Origin of the sequence: Colwellia sp. MB3u-55 (assembly GCF_014076785.1) — a bacterium.
Lineage (GTDB): Bacteria > Pseudomonadota > Gammaproteobacteria > Enterobacterales > Alteromonadaceae > Colwellia_A.
The window spans coordinates 1-20,401 of record NZ_JACGUS010000115.1 but is presented as its reverse complement, the minus strand read 5'-3'; the positions used below and the strand labels follow the sequence as shown (position 1 = coordinate 20,401).

The 20,401-nt window shown below is 35.8% G+C and carries 18 protein-coding genes; 6 read left to right on the top strand and 12 right to left on the bottom strand.

The window, feature by feature from the left end:
- Window positions 1-95: 95 nt before the first annotated feature.
- Window positions 96-1,700, bottom strand: coding sequence for an ABC-F family ATPase (locus tag H4J66_RS10890; protein WP_070374171.1), 1,605 nt, complete (start codon window positions 1,698-1,700; stop codon window positions 96-98).
- 950 nt (window positions 1,701-2,650) lie between these two features.
- Here H4J66_RS10890 and H4J66_RS10885 point away from each other — a divergent pair.
- A complete protein-coding gene (locus tag H4J66_RS10885) occupies window positions 2,651-2,863 on the top strand; it encodes a hypothetical protein (protein WP_182174318.1) in 213 nt (70 codons plus the stop codon).
- A gap of 372 nt (window positions 2,864-3,235) precedes the next feature.
- Here the strand turns inward: H4J66_RS10885 and H4J66_RS10880 are convergent, their stop codons facing one another.
- The 3 genes from H4J66_RS10880 to H4J66_RS20630 all read right to left on the bottom strand — a co-directional run bounded on the left by H4J66_RS10880 (window position 3,236) and on the right by H4J66_RS20630 (window position 6,534).
- The gene (locus tag H4J66_RS10880; protein ID WP_182174315.1) at window positions 3,236-4,480 is read right to left on the bottom strand and encodes an EAL domain-containing protein; all 1,245 of its coding nucleotides are present in this window, start codon (window positions 4,478-4,480) and stop codon (window positions 3,236-3,238) included.
- A gap of 727 nt (window positions 4,481-5,207) precedes the next feature.
- Window positions 5,208-5,645, bottom strand: a complete 438-nt coding sequence (locus H4J66_RS10875; protein WP_182174312.1) for a polymer-forming cytoskeletal protein — start codon at window positions 5,643-5,645, stop codon at window positions 5,208-5,210.
- Complete coding sequence (locus H4J66_RS20630; protein ID WP_182174309.1) at window positions 5,635-6,534, bottom strand: peptidoglycan DD-metalloendopeptidase family protein; 900 nt, start codon at window positions 6,532-6,534, stop codon at window positions 5,635-5,637. The genes H4J66_RS10875 and H4J66_RS20630 overlap by 11 nt, the downstream gene beginning before the upstream one ends.
- A 1,836-nt stretch (window positions 6,535-8,370) precedes the next feature.
- On the opposite strand from H4J66_RS20630, the gene H4J66_RS10865 reads away from it, so the two are divergent.
- A complete protein-coding gene (locus tag H4J66_RS10865; protein ID WP_182174306.1) occupies window positions 8,371-9,093 on the top strand; it encodes a DUF642 domain-containing protein in 723 nt (240 codons plus the stop codon).
- A gap of 83 nt (window positions 9,094-9,176) precedes the next feature.
- Here H4J66_RS10865 and H4J66_RS10860 read toward each other — a convergent pair whose 3' ends face one another.
- Complete coding sequence (locus tag H4J66_RS10860; RefSeq protein WP_182174303.1) at window positions 9,177-10,331, bottom strand: helix-turn-helix domain-containing protein; 1,155 nt, start codon at window positions 10,329-10,331, stop codon at window positions 9,177-9,179.
- 97 nt (window positions 10,332-10,428) lie between these two features.
- Complete coding sequence (locus tag H4J66_RS10855; RefSeq protein ID WP_182174300.1) at window positions 10,429-10,950, bottom strand: NUDIX hydrolase; 522 nt, start codon at window positions 10,948-10,950, stop codon at window positions 10,429-10,431.
- 269 nt (window positions 10,951-11,219) lie between these two features.
- Between H4J66_RS10855 and H4J66_RS10850 the strand changes: the two genes are divergently transcribed.
- Window positions 11,220-12,425 (top strand): S41 family peptidase, encoded by a 1,206-nt coding sequence (locus tag H4J66_RS10850; RefSeq protein WP_182174297.1) that lies wholly within the window; start codon window positions 11,220-11,222, stop codon window positions 12,423-12,425.
- Between the two features lie 100 nt (window positions 12,426-12,525).
- On the opposite strand, the gene H4J66_RS10845 is transcribed toward H4J66_RS10850, so the two are convergent.
- On the bottom strand, window positions 12,526-13,350 hold the full coding sequence (locus H4J66_RS10845; RefSeq protein WP_182174294.1) for a zinc-dependent peptidase: 825 nt from the start codon (window positions 13,348-13,350) through the stop codon (window positions 12,526-12,528).
- 332 nt (window positions 13,351-13,682) lie between these two features.
- Between H4J66_RS10845 and H4J66_RS10840 the strand changes: the two genes are divergently transcribed.
- The 3 genes from H4J66_RS10840 (at window position 13,683) to H4J66_RS10830 (ending at window position 16,997) form a co-directional block, all read left to right on the top strand.
- The gene (locus tag H4J66_RS10840) at window positions 13,683-15,842 is read left to right on the top strand and encodes a S46 family peptidase (RefSeq protein WP_182174291.1); all 2,160 of its coding nucleotides are present in this window, start codon (window positions 13,683-13,685) and stop codon (window positions 15,840-15,842) included.
- Window positions 15,843-15,912: 70 nt separating this feature from the next.
- Window positions 15,913-16,356 carry a disulfide bond formation protein B gene (locus H4J66_RS10835; protein WP_182174289.1) on the top strand — a complete coding sequence of 148 codons (444 nt, stop codon included), beginning with the start codon at window positions 15,913-15,915 and terminating at the stop codon, window positions 16,354-16,356.
- Window positions 16,353-16,997: a thioredoxin domain-containing protein gene (locus H4J66_RS10830; protein ID WP_182174286.1), complete on the top strand. Its 645-nt coding sequence runs from the start codon at window positions 16,353-16,355 to the stop codon at window positions 16,995-16,997. The genes H4J66_RS10835 and H4J66_RS10830 overlap by 4 nt, the downstream gene beginning before the upstream one ends.
- Before the next feature lie 136 nt (window positions 16,998-17,133).
- Here H4J66_RS10830 and minE read toward each other — a convergent pair whose 3' ends face one another.
- From minE to H4J66_RS10805, 5 genes are all read right to left on the bottom strand, one after another.
- Window positions 17,134-17,412, bottom strand: a complete 279-nt coding sequence (minE, locus tag H4J66_RS10825; protein ID WP_070374180.1) for a cell division topological specificity factor MinE — start codon at window positions 17,410-17,412, stop codon at window positions 17,134-17,136.
- A 1-nt stretch (window position 17,413) separates the two neighbouring features.
- Complete coding sequence (gene minD / locus H4J66_RS10820) at window positions 17,414-18,223, bottom strand: septum site-determining protein MinD (protein WP_070374181.1); 810 nt, start codon at window positions 18,221-18,223, stop codon at window positions 17,414-17,416.
- Between the two features lie 28 nt (window positions 18,224-18,251).
- On the bottom strand, window positions 18,252-18,971 hold the full coding sequence (gene minC / locus H4J66_RS10815; RefSeq protein WP_182174283.1) for a septum site-determining protein MinC: 720 nt from the start codon (window positions 18,969-18,971) through the stop codon (window positions 18,252-18,254).
- 91 nt (window positions 18,972-19,062) lie between these two features.
- A complete protein-coding gene (locus H4J66_RS10810; protein WP_182174280.1) occupies window positions 19,063-19,344 on the bottom strand; it encodes a cell division protein ZapA in 282 nt (93 codons plus the stop codon).
- Window positions 19,344-19,616 (bottom strand): DUF904 domain-containing protein, encoded by a 273-nt coding sequence (locus H4J66_RS10805; protein WP_182174277.1) that lies wholly within the window; start codon window positions 19,614-19,616, stop codon window positions 19,344-19,346. The genes H4J66_RS10810 and H4J66_RS10805 overlap by 1 nt, the downstream gene beginning before the upstream one ends.
- Between the last annotated feature and the right edge of the window lie 785 nt (window positions 19,617-20,401).

Below are 20,401 nucleotides of genomic sequence, written 5' to 3'. Positions count from 1 at the left end.
AACTCATTTTTTTATCTATAAATAGTGCTTAGTTAAAGCGTTAAAAACGCCATTAAAGGCGTTTTCAACAATCAAATAACTCAGCTAAAAGAGGACTAAGCTCTTTTTTGAGCCTGTATTTGGCTATCAAGATATTCATCTAATGAACCTTGAAAATCAACAAGCTTTTTATCTTTAATATCGATAATACGGGTTGCTAAGCTAGAAACAAACTCACGGTCATGGCTAACAAAAATTAGCGTACCTTCAAAGTCTTTTAGCGCATTGTTCAATGCATCTATCGCTTCGATATCCATGTGGTTAGTTGGCTCATCCATAATTAATACGTTGATATCAGCCATCATTAAACGACCGAATAACAAGCGATTCTTTTCACCACCTGAACAGTTACGTGCTTTCTTGTTAGCATCATCATCAGTGAATAACATACGTCCTAGCATGCCACGGACACTTAAATCATTGTGACAAGGTCTACGCCATTGTGACATCCATTCCATCAATGTTAAGTCGTTGTCAAAGAATGAACCACTATCTTGTGGACAATAACCCACAGAAGCATTTTCAGACCATTTAACAACACCCTCAGTCTGCTCTAACTCGCTCATTAAACAGCGTAGCAACGTCGTTTTACCAACACCGTTTTCTCCGATGATAGCTAGTTTAGCGCCCGCTTCTAACAGTAAATCACCTTTAGAAAACAAAGTAACGCCGTCAAAGCCATGAGCTAAACCTTCAAGCTCTAGTGCTTGTCTATGCATTTTCTTGCCAGGGGCAAAAGCTATTTTTGGGGTGATACGACTTGAAGACTTTACATCATCAAGTTTAATTTTATCCATTTTCTTAGCACGAGAACTTGCTTGTTTCGCTTTAGAAGCGTTAGCGCCAAAACGGTTAACAAAGTCTTGCAACTCAGCGATCTCAGCAACTTTTTTATCATTACCGGCTAATAATTGCTCGCGTAACAAACCAGACTGCGCGAGGAAAAACTCGTAATTACCAGGATAAACGCGTAATTCACCGTAATCAATATCAGCCATATGTGTACATACTGAATTAAGAAAATGTCTATCATGAGAAATAATGATCATGGTACATTTACGTTTGTTTAACTCAGCTTCTAACCAACTGATGGTATGGATATCCAAGTTGTTGGTTGGCTCATCGAGTAACAAAATATCAGGGTTAGCAAATAAGGCTTGTGCAAGTAAAACACGAAGTTTCCAACCTGGAGCAACTTGTTGCATTGAACCATAATGAAAAGATTCTTCGATACCTGCTTCTAGTAGTATTTCACCTGCGCGACTTTCTGCGGTGTAACCGTCCATTTCAGCAAATTCACTTTCTAAGTCACCAACACGCATACCATCGGCTTCGCTCATTTCAGCTTGTGCGTATATAGCATCTCTTTCTTGCTTTACTTTCCATAATGGCATGTCACCCATAATAACAGTGTCAATAACATTGTGTTGTTCAAAAGCGAACTGGTCTTGACCCAACGTACTGACTTTGTTGCCAGTACTAACCGAGACATTGCCTGAACTTGGTACTAAGTCACCACTGAGTATCTTCATGAATGTAGACTTGCCACAACCATTTGCGCCGATCAAACCGTAGCGGTGACCATTGCCAAATTTAGCCGAAATGTTTTCAAACAAAGGCTCTGCGCCAAATTGCATTGTAATGTTAGATGTAGTGATCAAAAGATATTCCTATTTTCCGTTAACTAAACTCATTAACTAGTAAGTGCTAACAGATGGCTTTAAAGTGATAGTTAATACTGTAATTTTGGATAACTAAGCTAGATGTATCAATAGACAAATGCTTAGCCACCATAATAAAGCCGCGTATCATACAGGATTAATGCTCAGAGCCCCATCGAAACTTCACTTTTAAGTGATTATTTTATAAACAACGCATAATTTTAGTATAATAAAAGTTAACGACATAAAACATCTGCTGTATAAGTAGTTTACAACCCGCCTTTGATTGTTATAAATTTACGCCTATATATAAATAGAGATAAAATCCTCAGGTAATAGTTTATCGTTTTCACTTCAAACAGCATACAAAGTATTTATTACACCGCATAAAATTAAAGTTAAGGTTACAATTGAATTTAAAAATTTGGCTGATGGCTAATCAGGTTTTACACTCCCCCTAGTTCGCTAGTTCAACATCATCAAAACCATGATAATATTGTCAAAAAGTCGATTTACGAGCTTTTTTAAATCGTTATTTGTTAGTGCCTTTGTTGCGACCAACATGCCTCGCGTGGTTGTCAATCAATGTAGGGCAAGAAAGCAATGCAAAATATTGATTGATTTACAAGATACTTACACCGGTTCCCCCTAATTTCAACGTACAAGATCAAATTGTTCATCAACGTGGAGGGATACAAAAAAATAAGGACTTAAAAGTAAGCATTTTAAAAGGCATAAAACTGGTCAAGAAATTCGTTTACAAAAGCAAAGACAACCTAGTGCTGGCGGTTAAATATATGGTGATTTTTATCTTTAAATTGACCTCAACCCAAACCCTTTATATGTGCTTGAAGGCGCTCATATAATCACTCAACTTACCATTAACTCATGCTAGGCATGCATTAAATGAAAAAGTAAAAGTACCAACACGTAGCGGAGCTATTAAATTAATGTTACCAAAAGCGATCAGTAGCGGCAATAAAATGCATTTAAAAAGTGGTAGCTTAGGCTTATCTAGTGAAGTTACTGCATACTTTTTTATGAAGCTAAAAATTGTTTTTACAAAAAACGTGTCAGCAATAGAAGCTCTTTATCAATCTTTAAAAGTGCTAACAACTCATGAAAATTTCAAACAAGAAGTGGATACTTTTCTAGCCTACTAAGTGGGTTGTGACTGTGAATAATGTTTAATATTATTGCTTATAATGCGAGTTCGTCGATAAAGGCTAAAAGCAACTTTAATTGCTTTATAAAATAGCCTTTCGTTATAACAACACATGTTTATTCAACCAGATAAACGATCAGTTTATGATCAGAGAAAAGATTCGCTATTAATGACGAGTTAAGTTGTCAGCTTGCTGATAGCATACTAATTTTTTTTACTTAAAATCTTCCCCATTTTAATTGACCATTGCAGTCAATTCAAAGTTTTGTTAGCAAACAATAAAGGTGATAAATTTTATTCATTCAAAAAATCTTGCCTACTGATTTAGGATAAATAGCTTCTGAACTATGTTATTTCTATAACCTCAGTACTAAAAAATTGTTACATAATTTATCGCTTCTTTAATCGGCATTGGCCGGCCAAGTAAATATCCTTGTACACTATCAACACCTAATTCTCTTAGTGAATTCAACTCTTCAACCGTTTCTACACCCTCAGCAATAATACTGCAATTTATCGATTTAGAGAATGCGCATAGTGCAGTTGCTAATAAATATTTTCTATGATTGGAATTAATGTTTTGGGTCAGTGTAATGTCTAGTTTAATAATATCAGCTTCAAGCTCCAAAATATGCTGGAAACTAGAGTAACCTGAACCAGCGTCATCAATAGCAATACGCAATCCCCGCTCACGAAGTGGCTCTAATGCCTTGCGAAATTCAGGGTAGTTTCTAATCGGTGCATGTTCTGTAATCTCTAGAATAATACGTTCTAAATTTACTCCCTGTAAGGCAATTGCTACAGCTCCATTTAACACATATGCCGGCGATGTATTTATAGCAATATAGGTATCTAAGTTAAATTCATCAATACCTTTGATTGCACTTTTAATCGCCAAAATTTCAAGCTCTTCACCTAAATTAACTTGAGATGCGTCTGCAAACCAAATATCAGGTGATTTATAAGGGAGCGTGTTAAATCTAGAAAGCGATTCGTAACCTATAATTTTGTTACTGCGAAGGTTAAATATGGGCTGGTAATGAATATTAATTTTATTTTGCTCTAGTACAGAGGTAATCTTCGCTTTCATTTCGTTATGACTGAGCTCTGTTTTAACATTCTTCTCAATTAATTCACTGGCAATATCTGCAATAGCATTTAAAAAAGATAGATCTCGTTGATTTATGGTGTCATCTGGTGACTGTTTATAACAACAAAAGGTACCGTAAACCTCACCGTTAGATAATATTATTTGAACACCTATATACGAGCCTATTGATAACTTTTCGGTAATTGGGAGCGAATTGGTGATATCATTTTCTTTAGTGTTGTGAATAATATTTGGCAGTACATTATCAACTATTTTTTCACAGTAGGTGTCATCTATCGGATCTGAATCACCGACATTGATTGACAACATATCGTTTTTAGCATCAAGAACTTTAATAACTCGTTCTTTATTAACAAACTTTGCAATAAAGGCTACGTCCATGTCGAGATGTTTGCGAACAATTGACAATAGTTTATTGAGCTTATTCTTGACGCTATCAGAGTCATCTATATCTTTTATAGATACAATACCTTGAATCACTCCATCGATGGTGTTACTTATCATGATATTTAGGCCCAATATTAAGATGGCTCGACCAAATTGTAATACTAATGAGATTAGTAAAGATTTTCACCAACATATTAAATCCTTTAATATAATAAATTAACAGAGCTTATAATGAAACCGTAGCACAAAAATATAGATATAACGACATAACAATACTAAAATCCGCACTCAAAAAAATACTATTATCAATTATTTCAAAAAGTTAATTGATATCAATATTGTTATATCTAAGAAGCATATTTAAAAATAGTGATTATAAAAGAACAGATGTGAGCATTAAATACTAATTTTTATGCGTATATGATTAGGGTGGTAATAGACACTTCGTTAAGTAATATATAGTTTAAATCTGTAAAGATTAGTTGAGTAGGTTGTTATCCATTGTGATGGCTTTACCCAGCAATGTCATTGTTGATTTATTACTTGTATGAAAACCTGACCTACGCGAGACTTCATTGTCTTGTTATTTAAAGATTGACTAAGCGACTGATTAAACCATACTGATGTTGTTCTGGTGTAGCAATAATATAAAGCTTAACTTTGTTAATCTGCTCTAAAATAACCGCCCTCACAATAACAGGATACTTTTATGTTATTTACTTAATTCAATCTATTATTAACAAGTATTCACACTTGGGTAATACTTTTCAACATATCAGCTCGTCTACTTATGAATGAGGTTGAGGCTAATATTATTTTTCTTGTAGTATTTTATTGCATTAGGTTACTCAGTGCTGAGATTTTCACTCGGTTTTACACTTTTTTTGGACATGGCTAGCTCAGTGACATTTTCGCTTATATGATTAATTTTACCTTCGATAACAGCGCCAGCCTCTATACTAATGACTTCATGTTGAATATTACCACGCACTTCTGCCGTTTTTTCTAGTATCACTTTTTGCGCCTTGATAGATCCAGTAACAGTGCCTTTAATAACGGCTTCTTCAGCAAAAATAGCGCCTTCAACCAGGCCATGAATACCAACTGTTAAATGCCTCACATGTATCTCGCCTTCGATTCTACCATCAAGTTGAATCACTCCTTCGCTAGATACGTTACCCACAATGTTAACGTCAGAACTAATAATTGAGGGTATCTTGTTATTATTTTTACTGCGTTTATTTTCTACCGCTACGTCTTTATCTTTGTTTTTAGAGAACATTTTTCAAAGCCTTAATGAGTGAAAGAGGGTTGATCTGCTTGTTATTAAAAAGAACTTCATAATGTAAGTGAGTACTCGTGCTGCGCCCACTACTCCCCATTAAGCCAATAACATCATCCTTACTGATTTCTTGCCCTTTCTTTACTTTTATTTTATGTAGATGACCAAAGCGTGTCATAAATCCATTGTGGTGATCAATTTCGATAAAGCGGCCATAACTACCATTTATTCCTGCCCGACGCACAGTGCCGTCAGCCGAAGCAAATATTTCAGTTTTTAACCAACCTGCCATATCAATGCCTTTATGCATTGCAGGGTGTTTGAGCATAGGGTCTTTTCGAATACCAAAAAGGCTGGAAATATAATAATCTTTTGCTGGAAAAATAACTGGTATATTACTCAATGCCGCTTCTAGCTTGGTTAAACTGAGTAATTTCTCTATCAAGTTTTTATTGTCAATATCAAGTTCTTGGGCTAACACTTGGTTGAGTGGTCCTCCCTGGCCGAATACAGGGGACGTCGATTGCTTAAGCACGGCTGCACTAGACACGCCCGCCAGTCTCATTGCTTGCTCAAGTACCTGCTTGCGTTTATTTATTTGCTGTTCTAATTGGTTATAACTAAATTGCTGTTTTTGCTTCAATTGGTCAATATCAGTCTGACTTTGCTGCATAACCGACCATATGGGATCATTAGTTTTACTTATTATTTCTAAGCTAAGACCAATATTAGGTGGAGTTGCATCACTAGTTTGCCCAATAATTTCATGCTTTTGATCAACTATGGCTGTCGGTAGTGAATCCAATACATTTCGCAGTAATTCTTGTTGCTCTTGTACTTGTAATAACTGCTGCTGCAACTGCCTCTGTTTATCTTGGTATTTGAACACTAACAGGTCCAAAGATGTTTGTGACTGGTACAATTTATCTTGGCTTTGTAACACTTTATCGTTCAATGAAAAATATTCAACGCTACTAAACAACAGCCAAGAAAATGTTAAAGCAATCAACAGAACAAGGCTAAGTTGCACTGTAGAAGAGGCTTTGATGTATCTTATTTCACCATTTTGACGAACAATGAACTGCCGACTTGGAAATAAGTGTTGATAGATTCGATTTATACTTTTTATAATTTTTCTCAGTGCTTGTTATATTTTTTGCTAGCTGAAATAGTAAAACTGAAAAAAATTAGAAAGCTATTAAGGTGTTGGTAACGCCAGCATGAAAAACTGTTACCACATTACTAACACAACAGTTGTCAAAAAATTATTTATCCTCAGCTGCGCTTAAAAGCTATAATAATTCCTTTTAACTACTAGCGTATCTAGCATGTCGAAAAATGATATATCACGAGGCGTTTTTGAGCATTTAGTGCCTGCTTAGGTGTAGTAAACCATTGATCATCTTTGTTAACTCTACTAACAAATGAGATCGTTAAGTCAAAAATTTGTTGAGTAATACGCGTTTAGTTCTATATGCAGTTATAAGTTTAGTTCTGCATTTAATACTATAATTAATCGATCATATAACTATAAAAGTTGTGTGATTAAACCGATTTATTTTCAGTATCAAGAATTTTTAATCTTAGGGTTATTACCCCGTTATATTCTTTTACACTTAAAGCCTAATCCTAGCGTTCTAATTAATCAAAAACATTCATAACTGCAGTGTATCAGTAAATTAAAATTGTTTCTTAAAAATAAAAAAGAGCTTTATAAATCAAAAAGCACACTTGCAAAAAACACATTGCAATCAATGCTTTGCATTATTTAACAATACTTTTAGTTCGTTATTTAACAGAGCTACTCATAACAAGCTAAAGTGCTTGTCGTCATCAAAAGTAAAATAAAAACTTAATATCCGTAGATAATATAACGTAAATTTCTACTAATTATAACTTCAACAATGACGACATCAGCTATACTAGGCAATATATTTAACATAAAGCTTGGGGCTATATTAATTACGCTCGTTAATGTTATCTAAGGTAAGTGAAAGACGAATAGTCTGTGCCAAAATCATCTAAGCAAGTATTTTCGCCCATGGCCATAAAAACTTGCACGATTTTTGATTCATAATGAAAATCATCTAAAGCCATTTTTCCAGTATTTCTAGCTTTAAATAACCTTGTTTAACATCGGGGTGAGCTGCTAACAATGCCTCTAGGAAAATCAGGTTGGCATAACTGTAATCCTGCAATGTTACACTCACAATGACAGTGAAGTTAAGCCCTTTTTTTGCGACTAACTGACTTGTTTTAGTGCAGTATCAATAACCCATTCGAAAAACTAGATACTCGGGGCATTATTTTCGATAGCAGGTAAAAAATAACGAGGCTTAATAGTCCTTTTGTTGGATGTTGCCAGCGCATAAAATCCTTCCCCTATTACTTCGCCTGTTTTGATAATTACGTTAGGTGGATAATAAAACAAAGATTAATCATTATTTAATATACTTTGAATCGCCTAAGATTTCTCTTTAACTTTTATAGCCTCGTAACATAAAAGAATACGTAAATTATTTTTATCAAGTACCTAGATAATAAGTAGAATTACTAAAAAGAGAAATATTAAAAATTCTCTTTATAAATAAAAGTTAGACCCACTTACCTAAAAGTAGTTATTCTTGATAGTAAGCACCTAAAATGGACAGTTTAGCCATATTTTTAGGGTGCTATCAGTACGTATAATATAGAGGTTAAAAAAATCAAATAAGAGCTTACTCATATGTCTAAATTTATACAGAACATTTTATTGTCTGTTTCCTTAATCAGCTTAAGTGCTTTTGCGCATGCATCATTAATTACTAACGGAAGTTTTGAACAACTTACCTTTGATGATGCAACAACTTCAAAGGGTTTAGTTTCTCATATTGACTTACAGGCATTTAAAAACAAAACAAGTGCTTGGGATGTTTTTTCAACGTTACCTGGCTGGAAGACGTCATATGGTAATGGCATAGAATTACAAAAAAATGTTGTAACAGCTTCTCAAGATGGCTTATACCATGTTGAATTAGACTCTCATCAACGTGGCTCATCTAACGCAGCAATGACACAAACACTAAATTCATTGACAATTGGTGCAGACTATTTATTAGAGTTCTATTACAAACCAAGAACGAATAATAGTGACGATAACGGAATTAATGTTTTTTGGTATGATGCAAACGTTGACTTTGATTTAGGAATGACTGCAGCTTTAATTGCTAACAGCACAAGAAACTTAACACCAAACTGGGCTCTACAGTCAGTTTTATTTACTGCTCAAGCACAATCTATGAATTTAAGTTTCGCATCATTTGGTACACAGAACACTTTAGGGGGGTTAGTTGATAATGTTTCTTTAGCCCAGGTGATTTCGGTTCCCGAGCCGTCAATGTTTATTTTGTTTTTAATCGCAATAACGTTGTTATTTGTTCGTCAGCGAAAACTCGTCAAACAAGCGTAATTCAAGCTTTATAACTTTCTCAGTTGATAACAAGTAGCCCCCTTTTCATGATGGCTGAGAAAGTTTCTTTTTCTAACGTTACATTACCCTTTCATCAATAATTTTCTAATTTCATCAAAGTCACAAAGATGAAGCAACTCAGCTTTTTGCTCTAATTGACTAAAATCGTCATACCTTGCGGCTGAAAAATACAAACACGAAAGCATAAATAATACTAACTCATCTTGTATACTCCCTAGCACTTTTAACTGACTCACTTTTTCTAAATGATTAAGCTGTTTAACCAAACTAGCATCAATATGCCATAACGAAAGCATTAGAGATGATGACGAAAATATACTGATCCCCATCGATTTTCTCATGTGACGATTAAGCGAATCTAAATCATCAACACCACGCAGCGAATAAAGCATTAACTCATGGTTATAGGTGCTTTTATGACTGAGTAAAAACACCCCAAGCAATGCAAAAACAAGTACTTGCTCTGTTAGGGCAATATCAAATTTGATTTTAGAGGGTAATGACTTACGAACTTGCTGAAATATTTTAGGTGCCATCAAAAAGACTTCAGTGTACTGCTCAACAATCCATTGTTCAACATGATCTTGCAGTGCATCTTTCATTGCATAAACAATGGCAAAATTAACTACACGACCTATCCCTAAATTACGACTTATGGCTTCAAGAAGATTTTTTGGAGTTTTTCCATAAATCGCTTTACTGGCTTGTCCAAGAATACGAGCAGAAAAAATTGCATCATGTCCTATAATCTCAATAACTCGCTGTAAATTAAGACGCCCTTGCTCTTTCTCTTCAATTAATTGTCGACAGCTGCTGGGCATTGGTGGCATATTTTTAGCGGTGCTTGTCAATTTTTCATAATTGCTATCAGTACTACTAGCAGTGGAAAGTTCGCGAAACTGAGCAGGAGTAATACCAAATTTTTGACGAAAAGCCCTTTCAAAGGTCGCCCTTTCAGAATAGCCAAGTTTAATCGCTAAGTCTTCAATGTTACTTTGCTGAGTTAATAAAGCTTCCACACAAAGTTCATTTAAAAACTTACCTTGAATAAGTTTAAAACTTGTATCTTCTTTGGCAAGTTTGCGGCGAAAAGACGTCATGCTCATCGCTAAAGACGACGCACACAATTCTATCGATAAAGTTGCCGGCAGTTCACACTGACTAAGCAGCTCATTAACCGCCACCGTCAATAATAACGAAGGTTGAGTCTTAATCATTTGAAGTATATTTCCCTATAATTCGTTAGCTTCAACAAAAAACGTCAAAAGTATATCAACATTGCCCCGTTTAATATTACTTTTTAAATGTTACGTATTATGAAGCTATGAGTTCATTAGCAATCAATTTGAGTAAAAAGGTTTCACGCTCAATGGATAATCCCTTTTTTTGACTATTCGCCATCGTGTGTTCATTGTGACTAATCGCTTGATGAATATTCATCCATATAGGATACATACCATTACTAATTTCATGTAATTCAAGCTCAGGTTCAAGTAGTTCATCGTCTATTGAGCAAATATAGCAATAAGACTGCATATGCATAAATTCAAAATCGGCTTTATGCCAAGGTCGAAACTCTTCATATAAACCAAACGCTTGAACATTTGTTACATCATGTGCACCCGTTTCTTCTTTCAACTCACGCACTAAGCCTGCCACATGACTTTCGCCGTCATCAATGCCGCCACCGGGTAGGCTATAATCGTGATAGCGTTTGGTATAGAGCAAAAGAATATTCTCGCCTTTTAACACAATAGCGCGCGTTGCTTTTCGCGTAAATTGGCGTGCTGACATGTCACTAATGTCAGGGTGAATCGTTGATTTTAATAAACGCATAGAGGGTATCTTTAGAAATATTGAAAAAATCACCGGTAAAAAAATGAACATTAATTATTAAACCATATCATCTTCTAACGTAATAATTTTTAACCAAAAGTATAAATCTATCTTACTACAGTGGTAGGACATAGATCTAAAAAATTATCCCTGCCCTGTTATCATTTGTCAGCAAAGCCCATTACTTTACGAATGGTTTCGTAAAGCTTAAAATAATGCTGTGTTGCTAAGAGGTGTATTATCGATAATAACGAAAAAAGATAATTTTGATGACTAAATATGGTGTGCTATTAATATTATTTTTCAGTAAATTACCTGTCAACTTTACTGTTGTAGCAATGACCGTTGCCAAAACACCTTATGATAAGCAAAGGGTCATTATCGATAGTATATCGAAAAAATTAATCGATAATTATGTCTTCCCTGATGTTGCCAACAAAGTGGCAACACAGCTTTTATTGAATATTAATAATAATGAATATCTTGGTTATAATGAAAGTTTTACCTTGGCAGACAGACTAACTGATGACATTCAGGAAATAACGCAAGACAAGCACATCAGAGTTAAACTTTGTCAACCAGGTGTAACAATCAATACTAATGAAGATATTGAAAAACACTTTAGAAAAGTCGAAATACTCGACGGTAATGTTGGCCTTATTAGCTTTGATAAGTTTCCATCTGATTCACAAGCTAAAGACATAATAGACCGTATTTTATTGCAACTAGCGGATGTTGATTCCCTGATTATTGATTTACGAAATAATCGAGGAGGAAGCGCAGATTTTGTTCGCTATTTTAGCAGCTATTTTTTTGATAAGAAGACACACCTTAATAGTATTTATTGGCGAGAAACAAATAAGAATAAAGAATATTGGACGATTGATGATCTTCCCAGTGATAAAAGGCCCAATCTGCCCGTCTACATTCTCACCAGTAAAAATACCTTTTCAGCCGCTGAAGAATTTGTCTATAACCTAAAGGTAAGAAAGCGTGCATACCTCGTAGGAGAAACAATAAAAGGAAGAGCCAACCCAGGACATTTTTTTTATTTACCTTCAAGGCTTTCAATTTTTGTACCGACCGGAACCGCGATGAATCCTTTAACAAAAACGAATTGGGAAGACGTTGGTGTTGCACCCGACTTACCTGCTATTGCTGTATTAGCGTTTGAAGAGGCTTATGCGATGGCCAAATATTCAGCGATTGAATATAGAGTATGCCAAGGTAAGGCAAAGCCTGAAGAAAAACACAGTAGTAAACATTACAAGAAAAATTATGGAAAATGGACACTGGCTAGGAATAACTGCCCATTAAAATACCGCTGGGCACAAGCAGAATACAATGACAGAACGAATAAGTATCAGTTTCCCTACCAAATAAAATACTACGGTAATGGTAGTGCAAATATAGAGTATCAATTGGGAAATACTTCAGGAAAAATGACACATATTCAATACTTTAAAAGTAGATAAGATGAAAAGTCAGGCATATCAATTGGCTTTAATTCATTTAAAACACTCGATATTTTACAGTGTAAAATATTAAGCGATTAAAAGGTCAGCCATTACCGCCCTATTTCCAGTGAAGCGGGTCAACGTGATAATAGTTTTTGAGTTGTTGATAAAGCACCGGATACTTGGCATTAAACGGATTAGCCTGTTCAAAAAAAACTTCACTGGTCACCGCAAAAAACTCAGCAGGATTAGTAGCGCCATAATAGTCAAATAATGATGGTGCCCCGGTTTGTGCTTGTCTTTGAAGTTTTTCAAATTGTAAAGAAAAAGCGTCAGACCAAGCCTTGTAGTTTTGCCCTTGATATAATATTGGAGCACCATTAGCTTTACCATTTTCTTGGTCTAATTGGTGAGCGAATTCATGAATGACCACATTGCGTCCATCGTCAGGGATCTTTGCCCCCGCTAGGGTATCTTGCCAAGAGAGTACCACCTTACCAAAATCCCATGACTCACCTGCAAGTGCAACACTTTGCTGATACCTTAAACCGTCAATCCCCACATTTTGTTGTTCTTTAATAAAAGCACTCGGATAAACAAGAATAGTCTGTAATTTAGGGTAAAAATTTGTCTTACGATTAAGTAATAACAGACATGCTTGTGCAGCGATAGTGATCCGTATTTCATCGGTTATTTGAACCCCATTGCAACCAACGAAGTTTTTTTCCGCCAAAAACACCTGAATATGTCGCTTTAACTGCAGTTGTAAATCTGTTGGCATTTGTCCAAAGTACGGCATTCTTTGCTGAATGATTTTTCGCCAAGACTTTTTAAATGGCTGACTTCTTATTTTTTCTCGCTGATACTCTCGCCAATAAGGCTTGGCAACAGAATAACCAATCAGTAAAACGCCAATAAAGATAGGAAGTAAATAAGACAACATAAAAAGCATTACCTGAGAATATTTATCTTTAGATAGGTACGAAATAGTTAAATTTCAAGCTCTTGGTCATAATAACAATGATGAAGGCTCTATAATTAAGTGCTTAACTGCTGTAAAGTTCATAACAAGAAGCAGGTAGAATTAGGCGTTATTTTCAGTAAACCATTGAAAAGTCGCGGTAAAGATCAAACTTTATCCTTAAAGCTATCTTTGGCATAATGTTCACCGTAAAAATAGATAAATATGTGGCTGCTAAATATTACTCAGTATTATCTAGCGACTCATCAATATAAAAACTATAACTATAAATTAATACAATCCAGAGAATTCTAATGAAAAAAACAACGATTTTATTATTAGCGATGGCTTCAACATTTGCCACGGCTGATGAAGGTATGTGGCAACCTCACCAATTGCCAAGCATTGCATCAGAACTTACCCGAGCAGGTTTAAAATTAAATCCTAACGATTTAACCGATCTTACTGGTTTTCCTATGGGTGCTATTGTAAGCCTTGGTGGCTGCACGGCTTCTTTTGTTTCTGATAAAGGCTTAGTTGCCTCGAATCACCATTGTGTTTATGGCTCTGTTCAATACAACTCAACAGCAGAAAACAACCTACTCGCCAATGGTTTTCTAGCAAAAACCTTTGATGAAGAGCTACCCGCTACACCCGGCAGCCGTATCTATGTAACCGAAGAAATCAATGATGTTACCACGTTAATTAAAGGCAGTATTACCGAGAACATGTCGGGCTCTGAGCGCTATAAAGCCGTAGATAAAAACTCTAAAACATTAGTGGCTGAATGTGAAAGTGATGACAAATATCGTTGTAGTGTTGTTAATTTTCATGGTGGTTTAGAATATTATTTATTTAAACAATTAACTATTCGTGATGTTCGTTTAGTCCATGCTCCAGCAAGTAGTGTTGGTAAATATGGTGGTGATGTTGATAACTGGATGTGGCCACGCCACACCGGAGACTATGGTTTTTATCGTGCATATGTCGGTAAAGATGGCCAACCCGCCGATTTTAGTAAAGACAACGTACCTTATGAGCCAAAGCATCACCTAAAAGTGAATAAAAGTAGTGTTGATGAAGGCGATTACATTATGGTGCTAGGTTACCCAGGACGCACCAACCGTTACCGCACTGCACTTGAGGTTGAAAACCAATTTACTTGGACTTACCCTAATGCTAAAAATTATCGTGAAGAGCTTATCGACTTAATTAATAACGAGTCTGCACCAGAAAGTGAGGCGAGAATAAAGTACGAAAGCACCTTAGCCGGCTTAGCTAACTACGCAAAGAATTACGGTAGCATGATAAAAAGCTACAATAAAGGCACAACGTTAGCCCGTAAACAGCAACTAGAACAAGACTTAAGCACTTGGATCAATGCTGATAAAATGCGAAAAGCTAAATATGGCAACGCACTTACCGGCCTAAATAAGCTCCTAAAACAAAACCAAAAAACTCAAGCACGCGATCTGATTTTAGGTTACATGGCTTACAACAAAATGTTAAGCACCGCTTATCGTTTACATCGTTTAGCCGTAGAAAAAAACAAACCAAACGTAGCGAGAGAGAGGGGTTACCAAGAACGTGATCTTGCACGTTTTGAACAAAGCATGAAAACCTTTAATCGTCGATTCGATGCGAATATCGATCAAAAGATTTTATTCGCTATGTTGACACATTATGTTGAATTGCCCAAATCAGAACGTATTCTCGCCATCGATGAATTTTTTGAACTTGAACAAGGGCTAAATAAAAAAGCCTTAAGCACTAAGCTTGAAAAAATGTATCAAACATCAACAATTGCTGACCAAGAAACTCGCCTTGCTTGGATGAATAAATCGGTAGCCGACTTTGAAAAAAGCTCAGATCCCTTTATTCAACTTGCCGTAAAGACTTTTTCTGTAAGAAAAGCACTTGAAGAAGAAGACGAAGAATTGTCAGGTAATATTCAAGCTTATCGTCCTAAATATATGGAAGCGCTAATCGCCTATTTTAACGATAAGAAACTCCCTGTATACGCAGATGCTAACAGTACATTACGCATTACTTACGGTAACGTAAAAGGTTATTCACCAGTAGACGGACTCACTGCAACACCTTTTACCACACTTGAAGGTATAGTAGAAAAAGACACAGGTATTAAACCCTTTAATGCGTCTAAAAAACAACTCGAGTTAATTAAGAGTAAAAGTTACGGCGAGTACGCTAAAAAAGAACTCGGCTCAGTGCCCGTAAACTACCTAGGCACATTAGATATCACCGGTGGTAACTCTGGCTCACCTACTCTCAACGATAAAGCAGAATTTGTTGGTTTAGTCTTTGACGGTGTTTATGAAAGTATTATTGGTGATTGGGATTACGACACTAAATTAAACAGATCGATTCACGTTGATATTAAATACATGTTATGGGTGATGGAACATGTTGACGGCGCGACCAATCTTATTGAAGAAATGGATATCGTTGAATAATTAACTTAATTTTATTTACCTTGAAAATCCGGCTTAAGCTAGATTTTCAACGTTAACTAAACGAGATTATATGAACGATATATCTGCTAACAATACGTTATCCAAAGGTTGGTTGTTACTCTTTTCAGTTTGGGTACTCGCCACCATAAGCACGCTTGCTAGTTTGTTTTTTAGTGAGGTTGTTAAACTCCCCGTTTGCTCTTTGTGCTGGTATCAGCGAATTGCTATGTACCCTTTGGTCGTTATTTTACCAATGGCCTTATTTCCATTTGACGCTAAAGTGACACGTTATGCGGGTGTATTGGTGTTATTTGGCTGGCTCACCGCATTATTTCATGTGTTATTAGTGGCCGGTTACATCCCTAAAAGCGCACAACCCTGCGTACAAGATATCCCTTGTTCAGAAACGCACCTCAATGTTTTTGGGTTCTTAAATATGCCAATGATGTCTTTATTAACCTTTAGTCTCATGGCTTTATTATTATTTTTTATGACTAAATCGGAATCACCATGAATAAAAAAATACTTTTCATTAGCGCCAGCCTAATTATCCTTTTGGCTTTTATTGGCGCAGCAACAATATTTAAAGCAAACAATAGCCAGCAGAGCGCTAAGGTTGAAAATCTAGACATTATTGAACGTGTTGGCGCGCCAATAAAAGGACCGTTAGAGGCAAAAGTGACCATTGTCGAATTTTTCGATCCTGCTTGCGAAACATGTTCAGCTTTTTACCCACTGGTAAATAATTTAATTAAACGCTACCCTGGTAAAGTTAAAGTTATGATGCGCTATACCCCTTTCCATAAGGGTTCAGATCAAGTGGTTAAACTACTCGAAGCCGCACACTTACAAGAACAGTTTTGGCCGGCAGTAGAAATTTTATTTGACAAACAACAAGCCTGGACTCGTCATCATGTTGCTCAACCACAAAGTGCTCGTGCGTTATTAAAGAACTTACCCTTGGACAGCGCCCAGTTCATGCGTGATGTCAGTAGCGAAAACGTTAGCAAGGTTATAATGCGAGATATCGCAGACGGTAAAACCCTCGAAGTTCGAGCAACACCGCAGTTTTTTGTTAATGGAAAACCTCTGGTTAATTTTGGCTACGAACAATTAACTCAATTAGTTGAAGAAGCCATCGCCGAAGCCTACTAAGTGTTAAAAACAAGATAACGATAAAATGTTTAATCATTTTATCGTAAAATAAAATGAAAAAGGCGCGTATTCTCTCAAAGAATAAGCGCCTTTTTTATGTTTACCAATAAGGTCTGATAAACACTATCAAATCGACTTAGTTAATACTGTTCTCATCACTTAATTCAATATTAAGTTCTAAGACATTTAAATCGCCGCCTTTATTATCAAGGTTTATCGAAAAACTTTCATCGGTTACTTTAATGTACTTACGCAATACCTCAAGGATATCCGCAGTGAGTTGCGGCAAGTAATCAGGCTGTTTATTTCGACTATTGCGCTCATGGGCAACAATAATTTGTAAACGTTCTTTCGCCTTAGAAGCGGTTGTTACCTGTTTTTCTTTTTTACGTAAAAAATAATCAAGTAATGCCATGTTATCCTCCAAACATACGACTAAGAATGCCTTTTTTCTTGGCATGTAAAAATCTAAAATCAACAGTTTCACCCAAAAGGCGATCAACCACATCCTGATACGCTTTTCCTGCATCACTTTCAGTATCTAGGATCACTGGTTCGCCGGCATTAGATGCCTTAAGTACCGCTTGTGATTCCGGAATAACACCTAATAAAGGTATGGATAGAATATCTACCACATCTTCAACACTTAGCATTTCACCATCGTCAACACGCTTAGGTGAATAACGCGTTAATAATAAATGTTCTTTAATAGGTTCTAAGCCAAGCTCAGCTCTGCGAGAGCGGCTAGCTAACATACCTAAAATTCGATCAGAGTCACGAACCGATGAAACTTCAGGGTTAGTAGTGACTATAGCTTCATCAGCATAATAAAGCGCCATCATAGCGCCTGCTTCGATACCCGCTGGAGAATCACAAACTATATAGTCATAGGTTTTTCCAAGCTCTTCGAGAACCTTACCAACGTTTTCTTTATTTAACGCATCTTTATCACGGGTTTGTGAAGCAGGTAATATAGATAAACTACTGACACGCTTATCTTTAATTAATGCCTGATTTAGGGTGGCTTCACCATTAATCACATTAACAAAGTCATAAACAACTCGGCGTTCACAGCCCATAATCAAATCAAGATTTCGTAAGCCTATATCAAAATCAATTAACACAACTTTTTGACCTTTTAACGCCAAACCAAGACCAATTGCCGCACTTGATGTCGTTTTGCCAACCCCACCCTTTCCTGATGTAACTACTATTATTCGTGCCATAGACCGAATATCCTTTATAAGTTAAAAGTTAAATAAGTTTTGATGACGTTAATTCACTGTCAGTCAAATGTATATATACGGGTGAGCCCCAATGTTGCTCCATTGACTCGCTTAGCCAATAGTTACCATTAATCGAAACTAATTCTGCTTCAAGATTTTGGCAATATATTTGCGCATGATGGTGACCTGTTGCGCCGGCAATGGCTCGACCACGTAACGAACCATAAACATGAATATTACCATCAGCAATCACTTCAGCTCCAGCAGATACTGAGCCAATAACCACTAAATTTTGGTCTTTAGCATAAACTTGCTGACCAGAACGAATTTGACCACGATGTATTTTATCGCTGAAAAGTCCACGTTCTGGTATATCTGCTATCGTTTCAGTTTTTGCGACTTCTGGCTTTTCTGCACTAGGCGCTTTATCTAAAGACTGGCTTTTTGCCGTATTAACAAATGAAAAACCCAGTTCGCGGATCAACGTTCGTTGTTCTTTAGGTATTAACCCGGTAAAGCCAACAAAGGTAAAATTGAATTCTTCTATTAATGATTTGATTGCTTGATAGTCAACCGAACCCTCTAATTTTTCAATACTAACCACAATAGGAACAAGATAAAAAAAATCTGGCGCTTGCGCGACTTTATTTGCTAAATCAGACCGAATATCTGCTAATTTTGATGTTCTTAAATGTAAAACAGACAGGGTAAAGCTTGAACCTTTAAATTCAATGCTAGCATCAGCCATAGCTAAATTTTTCCTAAGTATAAAGTAACGATTATTACCACTATCTTAACTTACTCAGCGATAGTGGCAATACTAGAAAAGGTGAAAGTGTTTATAAAGCGTTTTTAAGTGTCGAAATCAACACTTCTTGCCTGTGTTGATTTTGCTCAATTTTATTATTTGCCATTAATAATGAATAGCTTAAATTAATTGACGCAACTAATAAAGCACGCTCGCTGCTAGCGTTTCCTCTTTGCTGTTTAATGTCATCGCACATAACAGCAAGTTTACTAGCCGCTTCCTTTAAATCCTCTGCCTGTTCAGCTAGGCAAGAAAACTGATGTAGCTTACCCATAATTTCAATGCTGATGCCATTAGAGTCTTTAATAGACATTAACTAAGCTCTTCTGCACTTTGCAATTTAGCTAATAAAGCAGTTAATACATTATTTGTTTGTTTCTGTTTTTCTTCACCTTCTAAGACTTCAAGCTGAAAGGTTTCATTTTCATCGACAAGTAAAGCTTTTTGCTCAGCTAATTCTGCTACTTGCTGAGCTAAGCCTGCTTTTTGCTCTGCTAATTCTGCTATTTGACTTTTTAATTGGTTATTTTTATCAATGATATTTTCGATCAGTTGTTCGAGTTGTGGGAGAGTATTTTCGTTCATAAGGCGCTCTTGTTAACCGTACTAATTAAGGGCGGCAAATTTAATATAAAGTGAGTCAGAATGCTACTTTTTAAGACAATTATCGCCTTAATTTGTGTAACAATTATTAAAGATAGAATAGATTAATAAATCACGTTTAAAAAACAAGCGCTTCGACCAAATAACAAACGAAAAATATAAGAGGTCTAGCCTGTGAATTTTTGCGATAATTAACATAAATACCCATTTAGCAACGCAGACTATCTTAATATCTACACTTTTGTATCAATGAATTAACTTACCTTTCCTAACCTTCTTATCTATAACTAAAACATTGACCCACATCAAGTCTGTGTTCAAATAATAACACAACGACACAAATAACAGTTCGAGATAAATATTCAAGACAAAACTGGATAAAATAAGGCCATAGATAACAATAAAGGAAATAAGTCACTACGTTTTACTCCTCTATGAGAACAAACTGATGAGCTTAAAAAATTACCGCTTGATAATGTTTCGTTTGGCAATGCCTACATAATGATGAGGATATTATCATCATTAGCTTTTTGAGCTGTTTACAGTGTTCGGATCAGGTAGATGCATCTTTATCCTGACAGACAACTAAGCCACCAAAACCGTCGTTCATCATAAAACAGCTAATGCTAACTTTGTGCGCATCAATGTCATTAACTTAAGGTTAATTTATGTATTTACAATAAGTTAGCTAATTGCTAACCTGTCTATGAATTAAAAACATAGAGAAATTACCAATGAGCTGTTCACCATTTAATTCAAATAGTACA